Source organism: Ruegeria sp. CDSC068 (genome assembly GCF_059610545.1).
The window spans coordinates 110,171-133,485 of sequence record NZ_JBXWNV010000009.1; the positions used below are offsets into that span (position 1 = coordinate 110,171).

The window sequence follows — 23,315 nt, forward strand, 5'->3', positions numbered from 1 at the left end:
ACGTTATAGGGTAACATAGATGAGTCTTATCCCCGATATCTCGGAATTGCTGGCACGGGCCCGCGCGGATCTGCGTATGGGCGTTCCCGTCGTATTGACTGATGACAGCGGGTTCAGCGTCATAGCGATAGCGTCCGAGACATTAAGCGCACAACGGCTGGCCGACCTACGGAACTTCGAAGGTCAGCCTGTGGTCGCGATCACCGTAAGACGCGCAGAAACGCTGAAGGCACGCGCCTATGATGGCGACCTCGCACGGGTAATTATCCCATCAGACACCGACATCGCATGGGTTCAGGCGGTCGCCGATCCCTCGGATGATCTGAATACCCCAATGAAAGGCCCCCTGATGTCCGAGCGTCAGGGTAGTGCCAACCTGCACCGTATTGCCATCGCTTTGACGAAGTCCGCGCGCCTCTTGCCGGCCGCCGTGGTGGTTCCAATTGATGACGGTCGCGATTTTGCGGTGGCACATGGCCTGACCTGCATCGACCATACCCGCGCTGCGCCGCATCTGGCAGATCGAAGCACCCTGCACGCGATTGCCGCCGCGCGCCTGCCGATGGAAGTGTCCGAGGCCGGTCGGCTGCACGTTTTCCGCCCCGAAGATGGCGGAGAAGAGCATTATGCCGTGGAAATTGGGCGTCCGGACCGAAGCAAACCTGTGCTGGCCCGTTTGCATTCGGCCTGTTTCACAGGCGACTTGATGGGCAGCTTGAAATGCGATTGCGGGCCGCAGCTGCGTGGTGCGCTTGCCCAGATGGGGTCCGAGGGCGCAGGCGTGTTGCTGTACCTCAATCAAGAAGGGCGCGGCATCGGCCTTGCCAACAAGATGCGGGCCTATTTCCTGCAGGATCAGGGTTTTGATACGGTCGAGGCCAATCACCGATTGGGGTTCGAAGACGATGAACGTGATTTCCGACTGGGATCGGACATTCTGAAAGAACTTGGGTTTTCGTCGGTTCGATTGCTGACAAACAACCCGGCGAAAATCGCGATGATGGAAAAGACAGGCATCGCGGTGACCGAAAGAGTACCGCTGAAAGTGGGCGAAACAGCCCATAATCGGGGATACCTGGCAACCAAGGCCGCAAAGTCGGGCCATTTGCTGTGACCCCGGACGATCTGGTTCTTACTCCGCGGGGCATCCGGTTTGCCGGGCGCCTCTTTCCTTGTTCGATCGGAAAAGGCGGCCTGACGGATGACAAGCACGAAGGCGATGGGGCAACGCCAATCGGTGTGCATCACATAGTCAGTATGCTGTTTCGACCAGATAGAATAGCAGCTCCGTCCTCATGGGCCATCCCAATAGGCCCCGGTGATCTTTGGTCTGATGACAGCGCGGACAGCCAGTACAATCAGATGGTCAGCGCGCCCTATGCCCCCAGCCACGAAAAGCTGCGGCGCGCGGACCCCCTGTACGATCTTGTTCTGATCACCGACTGGAACTGGCCGAACTCTGTGTCAGGCCGGGGATCAGCCATTTTCCTTCACCAGTGGAGACGCCCCGGCTACCCGACCGAAGGCTGTGTCGCTTTTCGCCGCGACCATCTGCATTGGATCGCGCGTAGAATTTCCCCCGGAACGCGTCTGATTATCCCGCAGGTTTGACCCTCTCGCCAAAGATGGCGGACCCCACGCGCACATGGGTGGCCCCCAACGCGATCGCCTGCTCGAAGTCACCGCTCATCCCCATCGAGAGCCCTTCTAAACCGTTGCGTTCGGCGATCTTGGCCAGCAACGCAAAATGCAGCGAGGGTTCCTCTTCAACCGGCGGGATTGCCATCAGACCCTGAACCGGCAAATCCAGTTCGCGGCACTCGGCGATGAAGGCGTCCGCATCAACCGGCATGATCCCTGCTTTTTGCTCTTCTTCTCCGGTATTGACCTGAATGAACAGATCCGGGCAGTGGCCAACCTCTTGCGCCAACCGTGCCAGCGTTTTGGCAAGCTTGGGCCGATCCACCGAGTGAATCGCGTTGAACAGTTCAATTGCCTGCCGGGCCTTGTTGGTTTGCAGCGGTCCGATCAGATGCAGGTCTATCCCTGAGAATTGCTCCTTAAAGCCCGGCCACTTTTCGGCCGCTTCCTGCACGCGGTTTTCCCCAAAACAGCGGTGGCCTTGGCTCAGCACAGCCTCAACACGTTCATTCGGCTGGACCTTTGAAACCGCGATCAGCTTTGTCGAACCCGCAAGTCGTCCGGCGGCGGATTCGGCCTTGGCGATGCGGGCAGTGATGTCGTGCAGCGACATGGATTTCCTCTCTCTGCTTTGGGGCAGGAAAACACCAAGTCCGCGCAAAAGAAAAGGGCAGGTCCGAAGACCTGCCCTTAAACTTTGTGGTTTAGCTCAACTTAGAAGTTGAACTGAGCACCGAAGTCGGCACGTACACGGCTGTCGCCGTCGCCGCGCTTCTCTTGGCCGAGACCACCGCGCAGCGATGCACCGCCGCCCAGGTCGTACTTAACGCCGATACCATACTGCTGCAGGTCGTCATCCGCCGAACCGTCACCGTAAGCAGCGGTCAGAGTGGTTGCCGCGCCCAGGTTGTAGGCCAGCGACAGACCGTATGCGGTGCCGTTGCGATCGTCGTTTACAACGTCATCGTCAGCTACAAACAGAGTACCCGAGAAGTCACCGAATTCTGCACCCAGGGTCAGAACGGTCAGCGACTGCTTTTCGCTCGCGCTGTTCACGTTCGCCTTGGTCTGACCATAGGCCAGTGCAGCGGTGATGTTGTTGAAGTTGTAGGTTGCGCTGATGTCCCAGCGGTCTGCGTCCTGCGCAACACCGTCAAAAGCAATAGTTGCTTGGTCATATGACGCGCCGAATGCGAAATCGCCAACTGCGTACTGGAAGAACACAGCGTTCGAACCCGAACCGGTCGACGAGTAAGCCAGGAAGCTATAGTCAACGCCCGAGTACTGACCGATGAAGGCTTCCAGGCCAGGCTCGTTACCGTAGTAGTTTGCCAGGTTGTCGAAGGAACCCGCAACGTTGCCGGCGTCAACACGCAGACCACCGTAGATGACCGAGAAGCGTGCGCCGTTCAGGCCAGCGCTGTTCTGCTCACCGTTGCCGGCGTTTTCGTCAGCCTGCAGACGAACACGAGCCGAGAACTCAACGCCGCCATCGGTTTCTGCGGTGCCGTCGATGTTCAGACGGAAACGCGAGACCAGGATGGTGCTGTCGGTTTCGACGGTCGAGGTGCCATCAGCGATGATGTCGCCGTTTGCATCTGTGGTGAAGTTGTTAACAGTACCGGTACGATCTTCGTAGTAGCCAATACCAAAACGGCCATAGCCGCTGAATTTAACGTCGGCCGCTGCAACACTTGCGGTTGCGATCAGAGCGGTCGATGCGAAGAGAACTTTTTTCATCTTGTTTCCCTCGGTTTCAAAAGTTTTTCTACTCGACACATGCCTCAGCACATGTCTCAGCACGGGAACCGTTTCGCTCGAATTACCCCCTTCACGCAAGCTTGCCTTAAATGTGAAGGGTGCATTGGCCCCAAATTGGTGCAAGGATGCCACAGTCGATATTCGGGGGCTAAACTGCCGTCCACACTGACATGTGTAACAAGAATAGGGTTGTTGCTGAACTGGACCTTGTCTAGGAGTAACACGTAACAAAGTAGACCAAGTGAAACAGGACCAGTCGACAATGCGCCTGCAGACGATTTTCGGTTTGATCATAATGACTGCTGCCGTGTCGGCCTGCGGACAGAATCAGAGTGCGGCTCCGAATCCCGCGTTGCTGTATACAGATAGCACACGCACGGAAGAACGAGAGCTGAACGATCCAGAACGCACGACAATCTGGGACGTGTTCAACCGCGGGAATGCTGAACAGATCGTCAATGTGAACCGGTATTTGTGGGCGGCCTCACTGGATGTGCTGAATTTCCTCCCAATTCAGGAAGTTGATCCATTTACCGGCGTGATCGTAACAGGTTACGGCACGCCTCCTGGTGGCGGACGTTCTTATCGCGCGACCGTGCATATAAGTGATCCGGCCCTGGCGGCGCGGTCGCTTTCGGTAGCACTGCAAAGCAGCGGAGGCGCTCCGGTCAGCGCTGCAACGGCCCGGGCGGTCGAGGATGCGATCCTGAATCGCGCACGCCAGTTGCGCATTGCGGACAACAAACTCTAGCCACCCGCTGAAAATCACAATATTACCACGCCGGGTTCACGCCCGGCGTTTTCATTCACGAAGGACCGCACAATGTCGCGCTACTCGGCCACCGAAATCGAAGCAAAATGGCAAGAGGCCTGGGACAAGGCCGGGATCTTCACCGCCGACCATAAGGCGGACAAGCCGAAATATTATGTGCTTGAGATGTTCCCCTACCCGTCAGGGCGAATCCATATGGGGCATGTGCGCAACTATACGATGGGCGACGTCATTGCGCGTCACAAGCTCGCGACGGGGCATAACGTGCTGCACCCGATGGGCTGGGATGCCTTCGGGATGCCCGCAGAGAACGCCGCCATGGCCATTGGCGGCCACCCGAAAGACTGGACCTATAGCAACATCGCCGACATGCGCGGACAGATGAAGCCACTGGGTCTGTCCATTGACTGGTCCCGCGAATTCGCCACCTGTGACCCCGAATATTATGGCCAGCAGCAGGCTCTGTTCCTCGATATGCTCGATACTGGGTTGGTTTACCGCAAGAACGCCGTGGTGAACTGGGACCCGGTCGACATGACCGTTCTGGCCAATGAACAGGTGGAAAATGGACGTGGCTGGCGCTCGGGCGCGCTGGTGGAACGGCGCGAGCTGACCCAGTGGTTCTTCAAAATCTCGGACTATTCCGAAGAATTGCTGGATGCGCTTGATACGCTGGAGAACTGGCCTGCCAAAGTGCGGCTGATGCAGGAAAACTGGATCGGCAAGTCGCGCGGCCTGCAATTTGGCTTCGAACGTACTGATGGTGGTGAGCCCATCACCGTCTATACGACTCGGCCCGATACGCTGTTGGGCGCGTCCTTTGTTGGTATTTCGCCGGATCACCCGATTGCAAAGCAGCTTGAGGCCGAGAATCCTGAAGTGGCAGAATTCGTTGCCGAATGCCGCAAAGGCGGAACCACCGAAGAAGCCATCGAGACTGCCGAGAAGCTGGGCTATGACACCGGCATCAAGGTCAAACACCCGCTGGACCCGAATTGGGAACTGCCGGTCTGGATCGCCAACTTTATCCTTATGGACTACGGCACCGGTGCGATTTTCGCCTGCCCGGCACATGACCAGCGCGATCTCGACTTCTGCCGCAAATACGGGCTGCCTGTGGTCGATACGTTCTTTGCGTTGGATGATGATTCCCCGGTAGACAAGATCGCCTTTGTCCCGCCAAAGACCGAGAAAGTCCGCTGGGTGAACCATTTCGCTGGTCTGACCGAGGCCACCGGTGAAGAAGCGATCAACGCCACCGTAGATTTTGCGGAAAAGGCCGGATGGGGCGAAGGCGTCACCAAATACCGATTGCGCGACTGGGGCCTTAGCCGCCAGCGTTACTGGGGTTGCCCGATTCCGGTCGTGCATTGCGACAAATGTGGCACCGTGCCCGAGAAGAAAGAGAATCTGCCGATCGAATTGCCTTACGACGATGGCAACGGCAAACCCATCGACTTCTCGATCCCCGGCAACCCGCTGGACCGCCATGCCAATTGGCGTGACACCCCTTGCCCGTCTTGCGGCGCGCCTGCCAAACGTGAAACCGACACGATGGACACCTTCGTCGATTCGTCGTGGTATTTCGCCCGTTTCACCGCACCACGCGCTGACACACCCACCGATCTGGCCGAGGCCGAATACTGGATGAATGTCGACCAGTATATCGGCGGTATCGAGCACGCGATTCTGCACCTGCTCTATTCGCGCTTCTTCGCGCGGGCGATGAACATTACGGGTCACCTGCCTAAGAAAGCCATCGAGCCGTTCAATGCGTTGTTCACGCAAGGCATGGTCACGCATGAGATGTACAGGGTTCGCACGCAAGAGGGTCGAGCGTATTCTATTGAAGGCTTGAGCGAAGATAAAATTGCTGAATTAGAACTTAAATCTGCAGGAAAAAGCGAGTTTGCGTTCCCTGAAGACGTTGTTGTTTTCACTAACAATGGAAAGCGTGAAGCAGTTCTGAAAAGTCGCCTAGCGGAGAACAATCGCGACTCAGAAAATGAGAGTGATCTGCACATTCAGTGGGAAGAGGACTTCGGCAAAGTTGGCTGGGTACAAGTTATTCCGTCAGCCAAGATGTCAAAATCCAAAAAGAACGTGGTCGACCCGGTCAGCATCATCTCGGCCTTCGGCGCGGATACTGCGCGTTGGTTCGTCCTGTCCGATTCGCCGCCTGAACGGGATGTGGAATGGACCGCATCCGGGGCCGAGGCTGCGTTCAAGCACCTCAGCCGTGTGCATCGGATCGCCTCGGAAATCGCCGAATCGGATGTTCCGGCCAATGCCGAGGATGAAACCCTGCTGCGCGAGATGCACAAAGCCATCCATGACGTCACAGGCGGAGTCGAATCTTTCGGTTTCAACGCCTCAATCGCCAAGCTTTATGCTTTCACCAACACCCTGGCCAAATCCAAGGCGGGCACCGCAGCCAAACGCGAGGCCGCCAAAACGCTGGCACAGCTGATGTCGCCGATGACCCCGCACCTGTCCGAGGAGCTTTGGCAACTGCTGGGTGGCGAAGGGCTGGTTGCCACGGCATCATGGCCGGTTGTGGATGCAGCTATGCTGGTGGACGACACCGTCACCCTGCCGATCCAGATCAACGGCAAGCGCCGCGCGGAAATCAGCGTGGCCAAAGATATGCCCAAGGACGAGGTTGAAAAAGTCGCGCTGAGCACCGAAGCTGTGCAAAAGGCGCTGGATGGCGCCACACCCAAGAAAGTAATCGTTGTACCGGGCCGGATTGTGAATGTCGTCGTTTAACCGCAGAACCTTTTTGCTGATGCCGCTGGCCCTTGCCGCCTGCGGGTTTGAACCTGTGTACGCTCCGGGCGGATCGGGCTCGGCCCTTTTTGGTCGCGTAGAAGTGTCGGCACCAAACACGGTCACCAGCTTTCTTCTGGTCGAAGATCTGGAACAAAAGCTAGGCCGTAGCGCAACATCCGGCAGTGAATACAGTCTGGACGTTTCCGTCGTGACCCAGACGGTGGCGGCATCGATCACCTCAACGAACGAAACCAACCGTCTTATCATCAACGGGACCGCCAACTATTCGCTTAGATCGAAAGCGACGGGGCAAGTTCTTGCCTCTGGCTCGGTGACGGACTTCGTGGGGTATTCGGCTGCTGGTTCCACCGTATCCACCCTGGCTGATGAGCGGGATGCAACGCAGCGCCTGATGGTGATTCTGTCCGATCAGATCATCAGTCGGCTGTACGCCACGCCGGACCTGTCCGCATGAAGCTGAGCCCGCGCGAGGCCGAGGGATATTTCTCGAGACCCGACGCGGATAAGACCGGGCTGTTGATCTACGGTGCGGATGCGATGCGCGTGGCGCTAAAGCGGCAACAGGTTTTGGCCGCTCTGCTGGGCGCCAATGCCGAAGAAGAGATGCGGTTGACCCGCCTGCCCGGAAGCGATCTGCGTGGCGATCCGGCCTTGTTGCTGGACGCGGTCAAGGCGGTCGGGTTCTTTCCCGGGCCACGCGCTGTATTCGTCGAAGACACAACCGACACGGCCGCCCCCGCAATCCTTGCCGCGCTGGAAGATTGGGTAGCTGGCGATGCCCAAATCATCGTCACCGCCGGGCAGCTCAAGGCCAGCTCCAAGATTCGCAAAGCGTTCGAATCGCACCGCTCGGCCTATGCGGTAGGTATCTATGACGACCCACCATCCCGGGCCGAAGTCGAACGCATACTTTCTGAGGCCGGTTTGCAAAACATCCCGCGCGATTCGATGGCCGCGATTGCTGAGCTGGCAACCGGTATTAGCCCCGGTGACTTTACCCAAACGATTGAGAAACTGTCGCTTTACAAGCGCGGTGACAGTTCCGAGCTGACCATTGAAGACGTCGAAGCCAGCGCGCCCCGCTCGACCGAGGCCGCACTGGATGATGTGCTGAACGTGGTTGCCGATGGTCGCGCGGGTGAAATCGGCCCGCTGATCCGACGTTTGCAATCACAGGGAACCAATGCGGTCAGCCTGTGCATCGGCGCGACAAGGCACTTCCGCACTTTGTACGCCTGCGCATCCGATCCGGGCGGAGCAGCACAGGGCATCGGAAAGCTGCGCCCCCCGGTTTATGGGAAACGGCGCGACCGCATTCTGCGTCAGGCCCAAGGGTGGGGTGCGCCAAAATTGCAAACTGCGTTGACGGTTCTGACAGATACGGACCTGTCGCTGCGCTCGGCCGGGCAAACGGCACCGGCCATGGCATTGGTCGAACGTGCCATGATCCGTTTGGCGATGCTGGCGCGGACCCGCTAACCGCTTTGATCCAACCAATATGCCGCCGAACGCCCAGCCCAACGGCCGGTCGCCAGGCAGGCTGTCAGAAGGTACCCCCCGGTCGGGGCCTCCCAATCCAGCATCTCGCCCGCGCAAAACACTCCGGGACATGCAGTAAGCATGAGCCCCTCATTAAGCGCCGAACGTGGCACACCTCCTGCTGTGGAGATGGCCTCGTCCATCGGGCGCAGGCCCGAGTGTCTGATCTGCAGATGCTTGATCACGCTTACGTCTAGCGATGGAAACTGGCCATCGCGCTTGGACATTTCATGAAACAGGGCGACCTTTTGCGGAGACAGGTGCAGAGATTTCTTCAGCCACTGCGAAAAGGTCGTTTTCGATTTCTTTGACGCAAAACGACTTCGCAACGTATCGGCATCCAAATCCGGAACCAAATCGACAAAAAGCGGTGCTCTGTCACGCAAGGCCGGGGTCAGTGAGTACAATCCACCCCCTTCCAACCCTTTCGCCGAAACCGCAGCCTCGCCGCGACTTTCCAACTCTCCGGCCCTCCATCGCACCGATTTCAAAGCCGCGCCAAAATGCGGCTGCATATGGGGGCTCCATTCCACGGAAATGGCTGAGTTTGCGGGTGCGAAAGGTGTGAGGGGCACGCCTTTACCCGTCAGCACCGATGCCCATGCTCCGTCTGATCCCAACCGCGACCAGCTTGCCCCGCCCAGCGCAAGAACGGTCACATCGGGGAATAGCTTCTGCCTGCCATCATCCGTGTCGAATACGGCTTGGGCACCGTCCCAACCAACCCACCGCCAGCGTGTTCTGACCTGAACGCCAGCCTCTGCCAGCCGTGCCAGCCACGCCCGCAACAGCGGAGAGGCCTTCATCGATGTCGGAAACACCCGCCCGGTCGAGCCTGTGAACAGCTCTTGCCCCAACCCTTGCGCCCATGTTTGCACGTCCGAGGCATCAAATTCGGCAATCATTGGTCGCAACCAGGTCGCAGCCTCACCATAGGATCCCAGCAAAGTCTCAAGCGGCTCGTCCTTGGTCAAATTCAGCCCGGACTTCCCGGCCATCAGGAATTTTCGCGCCACCGAAGGCTTGGCCTCGGCCACAACAACAGAATGCCCGGCTTTGGCCATTTCCTCGGCCACCATCAGGCCTGCGGGTCCGCCGCCGATCACCAGTGCCTTTGCCATCCCTGCCCTCTTGCCTTTCGCGCCACCTGACGCAACCTTACCCTCGTCATGACGAACCGCGATCCGACCTGCCCGCTCTGCAACCGCCCGATCCCGGACGGGGGCGGAAGCCTGCACCATCTGATCCCAAAACTCAAAGGGGGCAAGGGCGGACCCACCGTCCTGCTGCACCAGATCTGCCATAAAGAGGTGCATGCGACCCTGACCGAGGCGGAGTTGGCCCGTGAATTCAACAGCGTCGAGGCTCTGCGCGCCCATCCGAGGCTGGAGAAATTCCTGAATTGGGTTCGCAAACGCCCGCCCGGCTTTCGCTCGAAAGTTCCGGGCAAGCGTCGAGGTCGTTGATCAGCCGGGATTAACCGGGTCGCCAAACGCGTCCCGGGTTGGCGCGGCAAGCCCCTGAAACTCCAACCCGCGATAATCGGGTACATAGGCAAACCTGACGCCTTTGACGTGTTGGAACTCCAACGTTGTGTAGGGGCGTTTCCACAGCCATTCGCGATTTTCTACTGACCAAGGGTCTGGATTTGGCGGAGCCTCGTCGGTGAACGCGTAAAAATGCAGATCAAAGCCGTATTGCCCAATGTCCTGCATCGAAAGCAGGCGCATGCCCTTGCCTCGGCAGAATTCATCCTCGGCTTCTATATTTCCGGTGCGCAGGGTGATCTGGCCGATACAAGCCTGTGCAAACGGATCGCCCGGGTCTGCAGCGTTTGGCGGCCGGTTGCCTTCAAAATCATGCTGAAGCAGCTCAATCACAAAGCCTTCGGGGTCTTTGAGGTGACACATATACCCGATGTCCAGAAACTGTTTCGGGTCCGAAACTTCAATTCCCTTTTCGCGCAGGAATGCGGCCGCCAGATCGACATCCGGTACGGTTATGCCGATTTTCCAATAACGTTGCCCTGTGTCATGAGTGTAGCCCCCGCCGCCAGGCATCAGCAACAAATCGGCGTCTTGCCCCGGATAGCCCATGCGCAGGCACACACCCTGGTTCCGAACTGACATACCAAGGGCGTTCGAATAGAAATCACTCAACTTTTCAGGATCAGCGACGCGCAGTCGCAAGCCAGAGAGCCTCATGCGCACAGCCCGGCGATACCGGCAGCGATCCTTGGATCGGCGGCGGTGCTATCAGCGACCAGCTCGCGCGCTGTTTGCATCAGGTCATCCGGTGCCACCACCCGATCCACCAGGCCAAAGGTATAAGCCTCATCCGCGGTGATCTTTTGACCGCCCATCAGGACCAACTTAGTGCGTGACGGCCCTATCAGCGCCGACATGCGCCCAGGATCGGACGGTTGCGGCAGAAAGCCCAGCTTCATCACAGGATAAAAAAACTTGGCGGACGGGACCGCTATTCGAATGTCACAGGCGAGCACCATCCCGTTCGCGCCGCCGGCCAAAGTGCCATTCAAAGCGGCAACGGTCAGGCATGGCAGGGCAGCGATCGCACCCGACAAACGCTCCCATACGTCCGAGGTTGCAAGCCCGGCGCGCGCCTCGTCCAGATCGGCGCCGGCGCTGAACACGCTGCCCGCTCCGGTCAGGATAAACGCGCGCGCCTCGGTAGCGGCTTCGGCAATCTCGGCCAATTCGGTCAACATCGCCCCGGTCAACGCGTTGGCTTTGCCGGGGTTGTTCAGAGTGACGATCCACAACCCGTCTTCTTTGTTCAGTTCGATCACGTCAGCCCAACCCTTTGTCGAATATCTTCACGCCGCAAGGAGATTTCGGTCCCCAAAAATTCATCCGCATCGGACGTGCACATCCACAGCAGCGCCTTCGCTGGCCAGTCGGCAGGGATATGATCGCTCCAGTCTAACTGGCTGACGGCGTTGATACCGCTTGTCTTGATAACCCGCTGCATATCCGTCGCCACGGTCCCCGGGGACAGACCCATGGCGCGGATACCGTGCAACGATTCCTCAAGATGGAGGCATTCCGTCAGCATTTTTGCACCAGCCTTGGAGGCACAATAGTGGCTCCATGCCTCAACCGGGTTCGAGGCCGCGCCTGATGATACGGTCAGCACGGTGCCTCCACCTGCTGCGCGCATGATGGGCAGGGCAGCGCGCATTCCGTAGAACACACCCTTGAGGTTTATGTCTATCGCCTTGTCCCAGGCCGCGACATCCGCGTTCGAAAGATGGAAGATCGGGTCAATAACACCGGCATTCCCGATCAGAACATCCAAACCACCAAAGCGGTCGACGCAATCTGCAACGGCCTGTTCGACCTGCGCAAAATCACTGACGTCACATTCCAGTGCGATTGCGTTTTCGCCCAGCGCAGATGCCAATGCGGCGATCTGATCGCGGCTACGCGCGAGCAGCGCCACGTTCGCACCTACTGCGGCAAAAAGGCGCCCTGCCTCTGCTCCGATGCCGCGGCTGGCCCCAGTTATCAGTACGGTTTTCCCCTGCATTTGGTTCCTATACCTCCAACGGTTTGAATTTGTGTGAATGCTTACCGCGCGAAGGGGGAAATGGTCCAGCCCTTGACGCCCGACGCCACAAGCACGACGATGCCGGCAAAATTATCTAGAAGGGTACTGTAATGTCCGTTTTCCTTCGCCGCAGTTGCGGTGCTGTTTTGGCTTATGCCGTTATCACACAAGGCGCACTTGCCGACCTGACCTCACAGGATGTCTGGAATGACTGGAAAACCTATCTGGGCCAAATGGGGTACACCGTTTCGGGCGACGAAACCGTTTCAGGCAATGTAACTACGATTGCCGACATGGCTGTTTCGATGGACCTGCCGGAAGAGGATGCAACCTTCCAGATGGTCGTTCCGGAAATGAGCCTGACGGAAAACGGCGACGGCACGGTCAGCATAGATTTCCCTGACACCTATGTGATGACCGTGTCCGGTCAGGGAGATGGCGAGGAATTCTCGGTCGATATCAACTATTCTGAGACCGGAATGAACCTGGTCGTTTCAGGCTCGCCCGACGAAATGACCTACGACTATTCGGCCGACACGATAGGTATCAAGCTGGATGGTCTGAATGTGGACGGCGAAAAAATGCCCGCTGATGCGCTCGCGCTCAGCTTAAACATGACAGATCTGGCTGGCAGCTCGGTCATGAAAATCGGCGAAAACCGTGACATTGATCAGAAGTTCACCGCGGGTGGGATGACCTATGATATGGCGTTCCAAGACCCGGACAGCGGCGACACGGCTAGGGTTGACGGCTCGATGAGCCAGCTGGCGTTTGAGGGCACAAACGTTATCCCATCCGAATTCGACATCTCGGACCCGCAGGCCTTCTATAAGGCGGGCTTCTCGTTCTCGGGGCTGTTCACCTACGGATCCGGCCAGAACGCGATTGCAGGCACCAGCGAAGGCGAGGCATTCTCGGTCGGAAGCGAGTCTCAGGGTGGCAAATTTGGCGCCAGCATCGACGCAGAGCGTCTTGCCTATGACATCGAGCAGAACAGCGCGAAAGTCGCAGTGACGACGGCCGACCTGCCCTTCCCGATCGAAATCGCGATGGAGAATGCCGGGTTCAAGTTTGAAATCCCGGTGCAGAAATCCGAGGAAATCCAACCGTTTGGGTTCGCCATGAACCTGACCGACTTCACCATGTCGGATATCCTGTGGAGTATGTTCGACCCAGCAGGCGCCCTGCCGCGCGACCCGGCAACGATTGCGCTGGACACCACCGGAACCGCCAAGGTTCTGTTGAACATCTTTGATCCCACCGCGGTCGAAAACCTGGATACATCCGACGCAGCCCCGGGCGAGTTGCACTCGCTGAAGATCAACGAACTTCTGGTGTCTCTGGTCGGAGCCAAGCTGACAGGTGAAGGCGATTTCACCTTCGACAACTCCAACGTCTCAGAGTTCGACGGAATGCCCACGCCGACCGGCGTTGCCAAGCTGAAACTGAATGGTGCCAATGCCCTGATCGACAAGTTGATCGAGATGGGGCTGGTGTCGGACAGCGATGCAATGGGCGCGCGGATGATGATGGGTCTGATGGCCGTACCGGGTGACGAGCCCGACACGCTGAATTCGGAAATCGAATTCACTGCGGACGGTCAGATTCTGGCGAACGGCCAGCGTATCAAGTAACACTTCGGGAAGGCGGCACCGCTGCCTTCCCAATCCTTCGCCGTGGTGCGAACTCCGGCACTGGGCGCATCGTGCCGAATTCCATTTCAATAGTTTGCTCAACCTAAAATAGCCGCAGGCCTTGCGAGACCGGCGGTCCAAGGCTAGGTCGAATGCACACAGACCGGAGGCCTCATGACCCGCACACCAGAAGAAATCAGCCATAACCTGCTGGACGCGGCCCGCAAAGCCGGGGCCGAAGCGGCGGATGCCATCGTTCTGGATGGCTCATCGGTATCGGTTGAAGTCCGCGGTGGCGCGCTGGAGCACGCCGAACGGTCCGAAGGCACCGACCTGGGACTGCGTGTGTTTCTAGGCAAGCGGCAGGCGATCGTCTCAAGTTCGGACAGTCGCCCCGAAACGCTGACGGCGATGGCGCAACGTGCAGTGGCCATGGCAAACGAAGCTCCGGAAGATCCTTTTACAGGGTTGGCCACGCCCGACCAGCTTGCAAAAGACTGGGATATCGCGGCGCTGGAACAATTCGACCCGACGCCGGAACCATCGGCGGATACGCTTTTGCAGGATGCACTGGCTGCCGAAGCTGCCGCTTTTGCCATAGAAGGCGTGTCCCAAGTATCAGACGCCGCGGCCGCTTATGGCACCCACCGCGTGCATCTGGCTGCCACAAATGGCTTTTCCGGCGGGTATTCCCGCAGCAGCCGCTCGACCTCTTGCGTTGCTATCTCGGGCCAAGGCACAGGGATGGAACGCGACTACGACGGCGACAGCCGCACATTCCAGAGTGACCTGCGCAGCCCTGATGAGATTGGCCGCTCGGCAGGTGAACGCGCCGTTGCGCTGATTGGGGCACAAAAACCCGCGACAGGCACATTCCCTGTCCTGTTCGACGAGCGGATTTCGTCTTCGCTGATCGGTCATCTTTTGGCCGCCAGCAACGGCGCCGCCATTGCCCGTGGTGCGTCATGGCTGAAGGACAACCTGGGAGAGCAGGTCCTGCCTGAACACCTGTCACTGATCGAAGACCCGCATCGCCCGCGTATCTCGGGCTCTCGCCCCTTTGACGCCGAAGGTTTGCCAACACAGCGAAGGGCCGTTGTTGAAAACGGAGTACTGACCGGGTGGACCCTGGATTTGGCCAGCGCACGAAAACTGGGCATGGCCTCGACCGGGAATGCGGCGCGTGGCGTGTCCGGCCCCCCGTCGCCCAGCAACTGGAACCTGAGCCTGACCCAAGGCACGCACAGCCGGGACGATCTGCTGCGTGACATGGGAACCGGCCTGTTGGTGACCTCGATGATCGGATCGACGATCAACCCCAATACCGGCGACTACTCACGTGGGGCATCAGGCTTTTGGGTCGAAAACGGGGAAATCACCCACCCCGTCAACGAATGCACGATCGCTGGCAATCTGCGTGACATGCTGAAACGGATTATTCCGGCAAATGACGCACGTACGTACTTGTCCCGCGTGGTGCCATCGATCCTAATCGAAGGAATGACACTTGCCGGCACCTGACCTGCAACTGCTGATTGACGCCGCATTGGAAGCCGGAAAGATCGCCACTCGGTTTTCGGGGACCACGGCGCAACGCTGGGATAAACCCGACGGAGCCGGCCCGGTGACCGAAGCAGATCTGGCCGTCAACGCGATGCTTGAGCAAATGCTGCCCGCAGCGCGTCCGGGGTATGGCTGGTTGAGCGAAGAGACCGAGGATTCAGCTGACAGGCTGTCGAAAGACCGTGTTTTCATCATTGATCCCATCGACGGCACCCGCAGCTTTGCCGAAGGCTCGCGGACCTGGGCCCATTCCTTGGCCATCGCCGAACAGGGCGAAGTGACGGCCGCTGTGATCTACCTGCCTTTGCGAAACCTGCTTTATGCCGCATCAAAAGGTCAGGGTGCTACACTCAACGCTGAAAAGATTCGGGTCAGCGAACTCGGTGTGTTGGAAAGCGCCGAGGTGTTGGCCGCGAAACCCAACATGCAGCCGCAACACTGGCGTCAGGGGCAGGTACCCGAGTTCAAACGGAACTACAGGCCATCTCTGGCCTATCGCATGGCCCTTGTTGCACAGGGACGATTTGACGGGATGATGACCCTCAGGCCCAGTTGGGAATGGGACATCGCCGCCGGTGATCTGATTATACGCGAAGCCCTCGGCCGGTGTTCGGACCGCGCGGGGCTGCCTCTGCAGTTCAACAATGCAATTCCGCGTCTGAACGGTGTGATCGCTGCGGGTTCAGGTGTTTATGGGCTACTGTCGGAACAACTCGAACCGGAAAGCCCTGGAATCGGACCATGAGCAAGCCACGCTCGTTAAGCCTTGCCGCCTATCGCGTGCTGTCCTGGGGTATGCAGAATACCGCCAGCAACGGCGATATTGCGCGCCCCGAGGGTGAGGTTCTGTGGTTGCACATAAATGCATGGGAACGTCACCGCGCTATTGTTGATTTTTGCCAGCGGTTGCAGCAGACGCGCCCCAATCTGTCGGTGGTTCTGACCGCGCCACCCGATGCAGATCTGACAAGATGGGCCAGCAGCGGATACCCTTTGGTCAACCTGCCCGCCGAACAAACCGGGGCTGCGCGCGCGTTTCTGGACCATTGGCGTCCGGATATCGGAATATGGGTCGGGGGCGGCCTGATGCCTAACGTGATCACGCGCGCCGAGGAACGCGGGATTCCCCTGATGTTGATCGAAGCACAGGCGGACGTGAAAATCGCACGGGGCGGCCGTTGGTTGCCCGATATCACAAGATACACGATTGACTGTTTTCAGACGATCCTGTGCACGACACCGGAAATCGCGCGTCAAATTCGGCGGCTAGGCGTCGCTTCGAACAAGGTGCATGAGGCACCGCCCCTTCATATCAGCCCAAATCCGCGCCCATGGCCCGAGGACGAGCTGATCGAAGTGAACCATGCGCTGTCTGGCCGACCGGTCTGGTTGGCGGCGTGGGTCCAGGACAAAGAATTCATCTCGGTCCTCAGCGCCCATAGACAGGCAATGCGCATGCTGCCGCGTTTGGCGCTGGTATTGCAAGTGGCCGATGTTACCGAAGCCGGACCGCTGCATCGGCGGCTTGAAGCGATGGATCTGCGCTGTACCAACTGGGATGAAAGCGGGACGATCGAGGATATGACACAGGTGATCCTCTCCGCCGTGCCCGAGGATCTGGGTCTTTGGCAGCGGGTATCGCCCGTTACCTTCATGGGCAGCTCTCTGGAACGCGGCGCCGGGGGCGCGGATCCGCTGATCGCCACGGCGCTGGGATCAGCTGTGATCCACGGCCCGTTTGTGCACAGCCAACAACAGCTTTACGATCAGCTTGACCGGGCCGGGGCCGCGCGCACGGTCAGGTCCGCCACCGAACTGGGCGATGCAGTGGTGGAACTGTTGGCACCGGATCAGGCCGCCAATATGGCGCTGGCCGGGTGGCAGATCGTTACCGAGGGTGCGCCGCAAGCGGATCACCTAATCGACATGATTCAGGACTACCTGGACCAGCGGAGTGCAGACGATGCGAGCACCTGATTTCTGGAATACCGCGCCAGATCGGCTGGACCTGCGCGCACGGCTACTGGCACCGCTTGGGCGGCTCTATGCTGGCGCTACGGCGCGTCGGGTCGCCTCGGAACCCGGCATTAACCCGGGTGTTCCTGTCATTTGCATTGGCAACCTGAACGCGGGTGGCACCGGCAAGACCCCGACTGTGATCTGGATGATCGAGCAGTTGCGCGATGCCTGGCATGAGACACATGTGGTCACGCGCGGCCATGGCGGCTCGCTCGAAGGGCCGGTGCGCGTGGACCCCGGCAAGCATACCGCGGCGCAGGTCGGGGATGAGCCCCTGTTGCTAGCGGCATTTGCCGATGTCTGGGTCGCCAAAGACCGCGCCGCTGGCGCAAAGGCAGCCGCCGCGGCGGGTGCCACAGTCATCGTGCTGGACGACGGGTTTCAAAACCCCTCGGTGGCCAAGGACTTCTCGGTCATTGTGGTGGACGCATCGCGCGGATTTGGAAATGGACTATGCCTCCCGGCTGGCCCCCTGAGGGAACCGGTGGAAGACGGGTTGCAGCGCGCTGATCTTGTGCTGTCTCTTGGCGAAGCTAATGCCCAAATCGAGTTTGCCGAACGCTGGGGGAAAAAACTGTCCGTCCCACATGCGACCGGCGCGGTTGAGCCGCTGCAAACCGGCATGGATTGGAGCGATACGCCTGTTCTTGCCTTTGCGGGCATCGGACACCCCGAGAAGTTCTTTGCCACTTTGCGCCAACAAGGCGCGACCTTGCTGCGGGCCGAAGCGCTGGATGACCACCAGCCGCTGACGCCCGCACTGATGACCCGTCTTGAAAACGAAGCCCGCTTGTTGCGCGCGCAAATGGTCACCACGGAAAAAGACGCCGTTCGCCTGCCCGCGGCTTTTCGCAGCAAGGTCATCACGCTTCCGGTTCGTCTAAAGGTCGATGAGGCGGACAAGATCAGGCAGATGCTTTTGCAGATCGCCCCGTCGCCCTGAAGGACGACCGGCCCGGATTGAGCCGGTCGTAAAAGCAATTAGCTGCCCAGTTCGTCTTCGATCAGCTTTTTGAAGCCGTCATAGGACTGATTCTCAACCGACTTGCCATTCACTATGAAGGATGGGGTCGCCTGAATACCGTCGCGCTCGGCGTTTTCCTGATACCAGGCGACCAGCGTCTGCGCGCGGGTTCCGTCCTGCAAGCAGGCTTCAAGCTGATCATTGTCGATACCAGCCAGACGCCCGATTTTGCGCAGCTCGTCCACGATTTCAGCGGGACCACCGGCTTTGGTCCACTCGGACTGACCTTCGTAGATCAGGTCGGAGATGCCAAAGAACTTTTCGGGCCCGCCGCAGCGTGCAACCATCGACGCCCACAGGCCATAGCGGTCAAAGTAGACCTCGCGGTAGATGAACTTCACCTTACCGGTGTCGATGAAATCCTTCTTGAGCTGCTTGTACGCTCCTGTGTGGAAATTCGCACAATGCGGGCAGGTATAGGACGCATATTCGATGATCTCGACTGGTGCGTCTTCGGCGCCCAGAGTCATCTCGACGATGGTCGAGGTGTCCAGATCGGCCTCTTGCGCCTCGGCGCTGCTAATCAGCGGATAGGCAGGGTTGGAATTTGACAGCGACAGCCAATAACCGCCAGCGGCCACGGCGACGGCCGCACAAATTCCGGTTGCAATACGGCTCATTTCTCAGCCCTTTCTCAGCGTTTTTGCTTGGATAAAACGTTACGGCCCAGACGTTCAAGGGCTGCGCGCAGATCACCATCGTGAACTTCCTGCGCAGCGCGGTCTGCCTCGGCTTCTATTTCTGGTTCGATCTTGGGTTTCGCTTGTTTCGGCTTGTGGTCGAAACTGGCCTGCCCCTCGGCAAATCCTGTCGGAGCGGTCTGGGTGATGCGCACCCGGCTGATGGCATTATAGCCATAAACCGCGTTCACCTTGCCACGCAATTGTTCCTTCTGCATCTCCAGCATCGGGGCCTGCGGTCCGGTGGTCAGAACCGTTAGCGTGGCACCAATACCACCCTTCCCGTAACCCACTTTTACCGGTCGCGCGATAGCGGCCATATCCTGTCCAACGATCTCGGACCAATGGGTCAGCAGGCGTGATACGGCAAAGCCCCGGCTTTCACCGGCGCGCCTGATCTGGTCGTTCAGCAATGTCGCGGTGCGTTTGAACCCGCGGGTCGAAGAACGTCTGCGCTGCATCTGGTTTCCACCTCCTGCGCCGCTATTGTAAAGGGCAGGACAACAGGCGCCAGCGAAACCCGACAGGGAGATAGATAAAACTTGCGTGACTCCGGTGAATTTGACGTGAGCAGTGCGCTGCTGGATTGGTACGACCGCCATGCCCGCGAGATGCCTTGGCGCGTAGCTCCCGCCGATCGGGCTGCGGGTGTGATGCCCGACCCCTACCGCATATGGTTGTCCGAGGTCATGCTGCAGCAGACCACTGTTGCGGCCGTACGCGACTATTTCGTGCGGTTCACAACCCGTTGGCCGACAGTTCAGGCACTGGCCGCCGCCCCGGATGATCAGGTCATGGGGGAATGGGCAGGACTTGGCTATTACGCTCGCGCCCGCAATTTGTTGAAATGCGCCCAAGTCGTAGCCGAACAGCATGGTGGAACGTTCCCCGATACCTATGACGCGCTTCTGAAACTGCCGGGAATCGGTCCCTACACCGCCGCTGCAATTTCCGCCATCGCCTTCGACCGACCCGAAACCGTGTTGGACGGCAACGTGGAACGGGTTATGGCCCGACTTTTCGACATTCACGACCCTTTGCCCGGTTCAAAACCGCAACTGAAAAACCATGCGGCTGCACTTACGCCTGCCACGCGACCGGGAGACTATGCGCAGGCGGTCATGGACCTGGGGGCAACAATCTGTACACCAAAATCTCCGGCCTGCGGTATTTGCCCGGTGCAAGCCCGCTGCGCCGCTCGCGCCGCTGGAACGCAATCCGATTTGCCTCGCAAGACTCCAAAAAAGCCCAAACCCACGCGATATGGCCATGTCTATATAGCCCAAGGCGACAACGGAGCCTTTCTGATGGAACGTCGTCCCGACAAGGGCCTGCTGGGTGGTATGCTGGGCTGGCCGGGGTCAGAATGGTCAGACGGCCCGGCCGAGGCACCGCCCTTTCCGTGCGAATGGCAGGTGCTGCCGGGTGAGGTACGCCATACATTTACCCACTTTCACCTGATCCTGCGGATCTGGACGACCACGCTGCCGGTCGGCTGGTCGCATGACGATCTGATTGTCATGGAAAAACACGCTTTCCGCCCCAGTGACCTACCAACTGTTATGCGCAAAGCGTATGACCTCTGGCGCTCTACGTAACCCATTGTGTGGCATTGCCGGGTGAGGCTAGTCTGCCCACAGTTTCTCGGAGCGAAGCGATGATCGCATCAGACAGTCTGTCACGCTGGCAAGCGGCATTGCCCTTCTGGGTGTCCTTCCTGCTGATCCCCGTCATTTGGCTTACCGCCGTTGCCGGAGGTTGGTGGGTCTTGCTTGTGCCTCTTTCGACTTGGTGGGCGTTTGCAGTTCTGGATCGGTTAACGGGGCTGAACCTTGAAAATGCCGATCCGGCCACGCCGGACGGCGGTCTCAAATGGTACATTCTGCTGACCAAGGCATGGGCCCCGGTTCAGTTTCTTACGCTGTTTGGGTTGCTATGGTACGCCACACATACCGATCACCTGTCTGTTTTTAGCAAGATTGGATTGTTCTTCGGGATGGGTGTGATCTCGGGCACCATCGGGATCAACTACAGCCATGAACTGATGCACCAGAAAGGGCGGTCGGAACGTTGGCTGGGTGATATTCTACTGGCCATGGTGTTGTATTCTCATTTCCGGTCCGAACACCTGCTGGTTCACCATCGCTATGTCGGAACACCACGCGATCCGGTCACTGCACGGTACAATGAAGGGTTTCACCGCTTCTATCCGCGCGTTCTGTGGCAATGCCTTGCGTCCGCCTTCCACGCAGAAAGGGACAAGCTGGGGCGCAAGCAACGTCCGTGGACCGACCCCGCGAACCCGTTCTGGCGCTATTGGGCGCTTCAGGCGGGTATGCTGGCGTTGGCTTTCGTGGTCGGGGGATGGCCGGGCGTTGCCCTGTTCCTGGTGCAGGCGGGCGTCGCCATATGGCAGCTGGAACTGGTGAACTACGTCGAACATTACGGCCTGACCCGCAAACACCTTGGCGATGGCAAGTACGAGCATGTCCAGCCGCGCCACTCGTGGAACGCTTCGCAAAAAGCGTCGAACTGGCTGCTGATCAACCTGCAGCGTCACTCGGACCATCACTACAAACCCAACCGACGCTTTCCGCTGCTGCAGCATCATTCGGAAGATGCGGCCCCGCAACTTCCCTATGGCTATCCGGTTATGACCGTCGCTGCGATGGTCCCACCGCTTTGGCGGCGCGTCATGAACCCCCGCGTTCGGGCCTGGCGACGTCAATATTATCCCGAAGTCACCGATTGGAAGCCGTACAACAGATCTCGCAACCCGTTGCCGCGGTCCTGACCGCAGCGCGCCCGCGCGCTGCCCGGCCCAACAGAATGACGCGCATCTCTGATGCGTGTCAGATCGGCGGGAGCTGCCCGTTCTACTGCGCCCAGATATCCATAGTGCCCTGCACCCCGCGGACTGGCTGGTTTTCATGCTTCACAAAACCTGCTGTCAGGTCAGCGGCGTTATTGCCCTCCTGCATCACCTGTGCCCGGATCGCGTCACTCAGCACCACGCGAACACCAAGGTCACGCGTCATCGCTTCGAGCTTGGCGGAGACATTCACCGCATCCCCGATAACCGCAAATTCCAGTCGGTTCGCTCCGATATCTCCCAATACCACCGAGCCATAGTGAACCCCAATTCCTACACGAATTTCCGGCTCACCTGCCCGTCGCCGCTCCAGGTTCCAGCGATCAATCACATCCACCATATCGCGCGCGCAAGCCACCGCGTTACTGGCATCCAATGGGGTCGTCACCGGCGTACCGAATGTGGCCATCAAACCATCCCCAAGATATTTGTCCAACGTGCCATGATGGCGAAACACTTCGGTTTCCATTCGGGCGTGAAAGCCGCGCAAAACTTCGATGACTTCATACGGGTCGCGCCCGGCAGCGAATTTGGTAAACCCCACGATGTCGATGAACAAAACGGCGATGTCTTCTTTGCGAACCTGCTTGAGCGGCTCATCATTCTGGCTGAGTTCGTCCACGACGTTCGGAGAGAAATATCGCGACAGGTTTGCACGCTCCCTCTCAAGCCCGGCATTTGTCATCAACAATCGATTGAGCCGCCGCATCGAGATACCAAGCGTAACCGCGACCATTAGGAATACGATCACCTGCTGAATACGCTGAGGGACCATGAAACTGTTGGGGTCCAGCAACTCCGCAACATCCGGATACCCGGCCAATGCCTCGTACACGCGCTCACTGATGCCCGGGATTGGCGTAGCCACCCACCAGGCGATGATCCAGCCTACTGTCCACATCGCCGCCGTCCACGTGCCGATAGCCACGACTGTGCGCCACGAATAGGCCAGAGTTCCCGCGGCTAGAATGATGAAGAAATACTGGAAGTTGTCGAACCGGTATTGCATTGCCAGCGGTCGAACATCATCGCTGAACGGGTTCGGCACGATCATCCCCAAAGTCATGATCAGCAAGTCGACGAAGATCAGTAAAAGCTCGACCCGTGACTGGCCCACGCTGCCAGCCCGCCGGATCAACCAACCATTGGCGCAAATCAATAACAGGATGAAGTGATACCACAGAACGTCCCAATGGGGGTTCAGATAGATCAACAAAATGCCGGTAAGGCCCATCGCCACCCAGCGGGCGCGGACGGCAAGTTCCAACCCTTCACGCTTGTGCCGTTCCAGCGCTGCCTCGGTGTACTTGTTGTCCAGATCATACTTGTCTGGCTGTGTTACAAAAAACCGCCCAAATCGGGATTCGCTGGCTGTTATTTCCGACATTGCCAAGGTTCCTTCCGTAAGCAGCAGGACAAGGAATCTCATATCGGAACTGAATGAGGA

23 protein-coding genes are annotated in these 23,315 nt (G+C 58.8%); 14 read left to right on the top strand and 9 right to left on the bottom strand.

Annotated elements, in window-relative coordinates; all coding sequences use genetic code 11:
- The first annotated feature begins 19 nt into the window (after window positions 1-19).
- A complete protein-coding gene (gene ribA / locus AC2FID_RS17695) occupies window positions 20-1,114 on the top strand; it encodes a GTP cyclohydrolase II (protein ID WP_282170497.1) in 1,095 nt (364 codons plus the stop codon).
- On the top strand, window positions 1,111-1,611 hold the full coding sequence (locus tag AC2FID_RS17700; RefSeq protein ID WP_282170498.1) for a L,D-transpeptidase family protein: 501 nt from the start codon (window positions 1,111-1,113) through the stop codon (window positions 1,609-1,611). The genes ribA and AC2FID_RS17700 overlap by 4 nt, the downstream gene beginning before the upstream one ends.
- Here the strand turns inward: AC2FID_RS17700 and AC2FID_RS17705 are convergent.
- Both AC2FID_RS17705 and AC2FID_RS17710 read right to left on the bottom strand, forming a co-directional pair.
- The gene (locus AC2FID_RS17705; protein WP_109310663.1) at window positions 1,595-2,254 is read right to left on the bottom strand and encodes a YggS family pyridoxal phosphate-dependent enzyme; all 660 of its coding nucleotides are present in this window, start codon (window positions 2,252-2,254) and stop codon (window positions 1,595-1,597) included. The two genes, AC2FID_RS17700 and AC2FID_RS17705, sit on opposite strands and share 17 nt — an antisense overlap.
- Window positions 2,255-2,355: 101 nt before the next feature.
- Window positions 2,356-3,381 (bottom strand): porin, encoded by a 1,026-nt coding sequence (locus AC2FID_RS17710; protein WP_282120321.1) that lies wholly within the window; start codon window positions 3,379-3,381, stop codon window positions 2,356-2,358.
- A gap of 283 nt (window positions 3,382-3,664) precedes the next feature.
- Between AC2FID_RS17710 and AC2FID_RS17715 the strand changes: the two genes are divergently transcribed.
- The 4 genes from AC2FID_RS17715 (at window position 3,665) to holA (ending at window position 8,446) form a co-directional block, all read left to right on the top strand.
- On the top strand, window positions 3,665-4,153 hold the full coding sequence (locus AC2FID_RS17715) for a DUF3576 domain-containing protein (RefSeq protein ID WP_108861114.1): 489 nt from the start codon (window positions 3,665-3,667) through the stop codon (window positions 4,151-4,153).
- Between the two features lie 72 nt (window positions 4,154-4,225).
- Entirely contained in the window at window positions 4,226-6,943 is a 2,718-nt protein-coding gene (gene leuS, locus AC2FID_RS17720; RefSeq protein ID WP_496837984.1) for a leucine--tRNA ligase, read from the top strand.
- Window positions 6,930-7,421, top strand: a complete 492-nt coding sequence (gene lptE, locus AC2FID_RS17725) for an LPS assembly lipoprotein LptE (protein ID WP_496722006.1) — start codon at window positions 6,930-6,932, stop codon at window positions 7,419-7,421. The genes leuS and lptE overlap by 14 nt, the downstream gene beginning before the upstream one ends.
- On the top strand, window positions 7,418-8,446 hold the full coding sequence (gene holA, locus AC2FID_RS17730; RefSeq protein WP_496837987.1) for a DNA polymerase III subunit delta: 1,029 nt from the start codon (window positions 7,418-7,420) through the stop codon (window positions 8,444-8,446). The genes lptE and holA overlap by 4 nt, the downstream gene beginning before the upstream one ends.
- On the opposite strand, the gene AC2FID_RS17735 is transcribed toward holA, so the two are convergent.
- Window positions 8,443-9,627, bottom strand: a complete 1,185-nt coding sequence (locus AC2FID_RS17735; RefSeq protein ID WP_282170503.1) for a TIGR03862 family flavoprotein — start codon at window positions 9,625-9,627, stop codon at window positions 8,443-8,445. The two genes, holA and AC2FID_RS17735, sit on opposite strands and share 4 nt — an antisense overlap.
- 48 nt (window positions 9,628-9,675) lie before the next feature.
- Here AC2FID_RS17735 and AC2FID_RS17740 point away from each other — a divergent pair, with 48 nt between their 5' ends.
- Entirely contained in the window at window positions 9,676-9,972 is a 297-nt protein-coding gene (locus AC2FID_RS17740) for an HNH endonuclease (RefSeq protein WP_282120326.1), read from the top strand.
- Here the strand turns inward: AC2FID_RS17740 and AC2FID_RS17745 are convergent, their stop codons facing one another.
- From AC2FID_RS17745 to AC2FID_RS17755, 3 genes are read right to left on the bottom strand one after another with little or no spacing between them, the layout of a single operon-like run.
- Window positions 9,973-10,710 (bottom strand): VOC family protein, encoded by a 738-nt coding sequence (locus AC2FID_RS17745; protein ID WP_496837989.1) that lies wholly within the window; start codon window positions 10,708-10,710, stop codon window positions 9,973-9,975.
- Window positions 10,707-11,315 (bottom strand): enoyl-CoA hydratase/isomerase family protein, encoded by a 609-nt coding sequence (locus AC2FID_RS17750; RefSeq protein ID WP_496837991.1) that lies wholly within the window; start codon window positions 11,313-11,315, stop codon window positions 10,707-10,709. Before AC2FID_RS17750 ends, AC2FID_RS17745 begins: the two co-directional genes overlap by 4 nt.
- Window positions 11,312-12,055, bottom strand: a complete 744-nt coding sequence (locus tag AC2FID_RS17755; protein ID WP_058272579.1) for an SDR family oxidoreductase — start codon at window positions 12,053-12,055, stop codon at window positions 11,312-11,314. Before AC2FID_RS17755 ends, AC2FID_RS17750 begins: the two co-directional genes overlap by 4 nt.
- Window positions 12,056-12,186: 131 nt before the next feature.
- On the opposite strand from AC2FID_RS17755, the gene AC2FID_RS17760 reads away from it, so the two are divergent.
- From AC2FID_RS17760 to lpxK, 5 genes are all read left to right on the top strand, one after another.
- Complete coding sequence (locus AC2FID_RS17760; RefSeq protein ID WP_109310654.1) at window positions 12,187-13,710, top strand: DUF2125 domain-containing protein; 1,524 nt, start codon at window positions 12,187-12,189, stop codon at window positions 13,708-13,710.
- A 174-nt stretch (window positions 13,711-13,884) separates the two neighbouring features.
- Window positions 13,885-15,231, top strand: coding sequence for a TldD/PmbA family protein (locus AC2FID_RS17765; protein WP_058272581.1), 1,347 nt, complete (start codon window positions 13,885-13,887; stop codon window positions 15,229-15,231).
- On the top strand, window positions 15,218-16,018 hold the full coding sequence (locus AC2FID_RS17770; RefSeq protein WP_496837992.1) for an inositol monophosphatase family protein: 801 nt from the start codon (window positions 15,218-15,220) through the stop codon (window positions 16,016-16,018). The genes AC2FID_RS17765 and AC2FID_RS17770 overlap by 14 nt, the downstream gene beginning before the upstream one ends.
- Window positions 16,015-17,250 (top strand): 3-deoxy-D-manno-octulosonic acid transferase, encoded by a 1,236-nt coding sequence (locus tag AC2FID_RS17775; protein WP_496837994.1) that lies wholly within the window; start codon window positions 16,015-16,017, stop codon window positions 17,248-17,250. The genes AC2FID_RS17770 and AC2FID_RS17775 overlap by 4 nt, the downstream gene beginning before the upstream one ends.
- On the top strand, window positions 17,237-18,235 hold the full coding sequence (gene lpxK / locus AC2FID_RS17780; RefSeq protein ID WP_109310650.1) for a tetraacyldisaccharide 4'-kinase: 999 nt from the start codon (window positions 17,237-17,239) through the stop codon (window positions 18,233-18,235). The genes AC2FID_RS17775 and lpxK overlap by 14 nt, the downstream gene beginning before the upstream one ends.
- A gap of 38 nt (window positions 18,236-18,273) precedes the next feature.
- On the opposite strand, the gene AC2FID_RS17785 is transcribed toward lpxK, so the two are convergent.
- Complete coding sequence (locus AC2FID_RS17785) at window positions 18,274-18,936, bottom strand: DsbA family protein (protein WP_496699425.1); 663 nt, start codon at window positions 18,934-18,936, stop codon at window positions 18,274-18,276.
- 14 nt (window positions 18,937-18,950) lie between these two features.
- Window positions 18,951-19,457 (bottom strand): DUF721 domain-containing protein, encoded by a 507-nt coding sequence (locus AC2FID_RS17790; protein WP_108861099.1) that lies wholly within the window; start codon window positions 19,455-19,457, stop codon window positions 18,951-18,953.
- A gap of 81 nt (window positions 19,458-19,538) precedes the next feature.
- Between AC2FID_RS17790 and mutY the strand changes: the two genes are divergently transcribed.
- Window positions 19,539-20,594, top strand: coding sequence for an A/G-specific adenine glycosylase (gene mutY / locus AC2FID_RS17795; RefSeq protein WP_496837996.1), 1,056 nt, complete (start codon window positions 19,539-19,541; stop codon window positions 20,592-20,594).
- A 59-nt stretch (window positions 20,595-20,653) separates the two neighbouring features.
- Window positions 20,654-21,790: an alkane 1-monooxygenase gene (locus tag AC2FID_RS17800; RefSeq protein WP_282170513.1), complete on the top strand. Its 1,137-nt coding sequence runs from the start codon at window positions 20,654-20,656 to the stop codon at window positions 21,788-21,790.
- Between the two features lie 82 nt (window positions 21,791-21,872).
- Here the strand turns inward: AC2FID_RS17800 and AC2FID_RS17805 are convergent, their stop codons facing one another.
- Complete coding sequence (locus tag AC2FID_RS17805) at window positions 21,873-23,255, bottom strand: adenylate/guanylate cyclase domain-containing protein (RefSeq protein WP_496837998.1); 1,383 nt, start codon at window positions 23,253-23,255, stop codon at window positions 21,873-21,875.
- Window positions 23,256-23,315: the final 60 nt, after the last annotated feature.

Coding starts and splice junctions, on each gene's coding strand:
- AC2FID_RS17760 (WP_109310654.1), top strand. CDS start 12,187: ATGTCCGTTTTCCTTCGCCGCAGTTGCGGTGCTGTTTTGGCTTATGCC.
- AC2FID_RS17745 (WP_496837989.1), bottom strand. CDS start 10,710: ATGAGGCTCTCTGGCTTGCGACTGCGCGTCGCTGATCCTGAAAAGTTG.
- AC2FID_RS17715 (WP_108861114.1), top strand. CDS start 3,665: ATGCGCCTGCAGACGATTTTCGGTTTGATCATAATGACTGCTGCCGTG.
- AC2FID_RS17800 (WP_282170513.1), top strand. CDS start 20,654: ATGATCGCATCAGACAGTCTGTCACGCTGGCAAGCGGCATTGCCCTTC.
- AC2FID_RS17735 (WP_282170503.1), bottom strand. CDS start 9,627: ATGGCAAAGGCACTGGTGATCGGCGGCGGACCCGCAGGCCTGATGGTG.
- AC2FID_RS17710 (WP_282120321.1), bottom strand. CDS start 3,381: ATGAAAAAAGTTCTCTTCGCATCGACCGCTCTGATCGCAACCGCAAGT.
- AC2FID_RS17765 (WP_058272581.1), top strand. CDS start 13,885: ATGACCCGCACACCAGAAGAAATCAGCCATAACCTGCTGGACGCGGCC.
- lptE (WP_496722006.1), top strand. CDS start 6,930: ATGTCGTCGTTTAACCGCAGAACCTTTTTGCTGATGCCGCTGGCCCTT.
- holA (WP_496837987.1), top strand. CDS start 7,418: ATGAAGCTGAGCCCGCGCGAGGCCGAGGGATATTTCTCGAGACCCGAC.
- lpxK (WP_109310650.1), top strand. CDS start 17,237: ATGCGAGCACCTGATTTCTGGAATACCGCGCCAGATCGGCTGGACCTG.
- AC2FID_RS17805 (WP_496837998.1), bottom strand. CDS start 23,255: ATGTCGGAAATAACAGCCAGCGAATCCCGATTTGGGCGGTTTTTTGTA.
- AC2FID_RS17790 (WP_108861099.1), bottom strand. CDS start 19,457: ATGCAGCGCAGACGTTCTTCGACCCGCGGGTTCAAACGCACCGCGACA.
- AC2FID_RS17740 (WP_282120326.1), top strand. CDS start 9,676: ATGACGAACCGCGATCCGACCTGCCCGCTCTGCAACCGCCCGATCCCG.
- AC2FID_RS17785 (WP_496699425.1), bottom strand. CDS start 18,936: ATGAGCCGTATTGCAACCGGAATTTGTGCGGCCGTCGCCGTGGCCGCT.
- AC2FID_RS17755 (WP_058272579.1), bottom strand. CDS start 12,055: ATGCAGGGGAAAACCGTACTGATAACTGGGGCCAGCCGCGGCATCGGA.
- AC2FID_RS17705 (WP_109310663.1), bottom strand. CDS start 2,254: ATGTCGCTGCACGACATCACTGCCCGCATCGCCAAGGCCGAATCCGCC.
- AC2FID_RS17775 (WP_496837994.1), top strand. CDS start 16,015: ATGAGCAAGCCACGCTCGTTAAGCCTTGCCGCCTATCGCGTGCTGTCC.
- ribA (WP_282170497.1), top strand. CDS start 20: ATGAGTCTTATCCCCGATATCTCGGAATTGCTGGCACGGGCCCGCGCG.
- leuS (WP_496837984.1), top strand. CDS start 4,226: ATGTCGCGCTACTCGGCCACCGAAATCGAAGCAAAATGGCAAGAGGCC.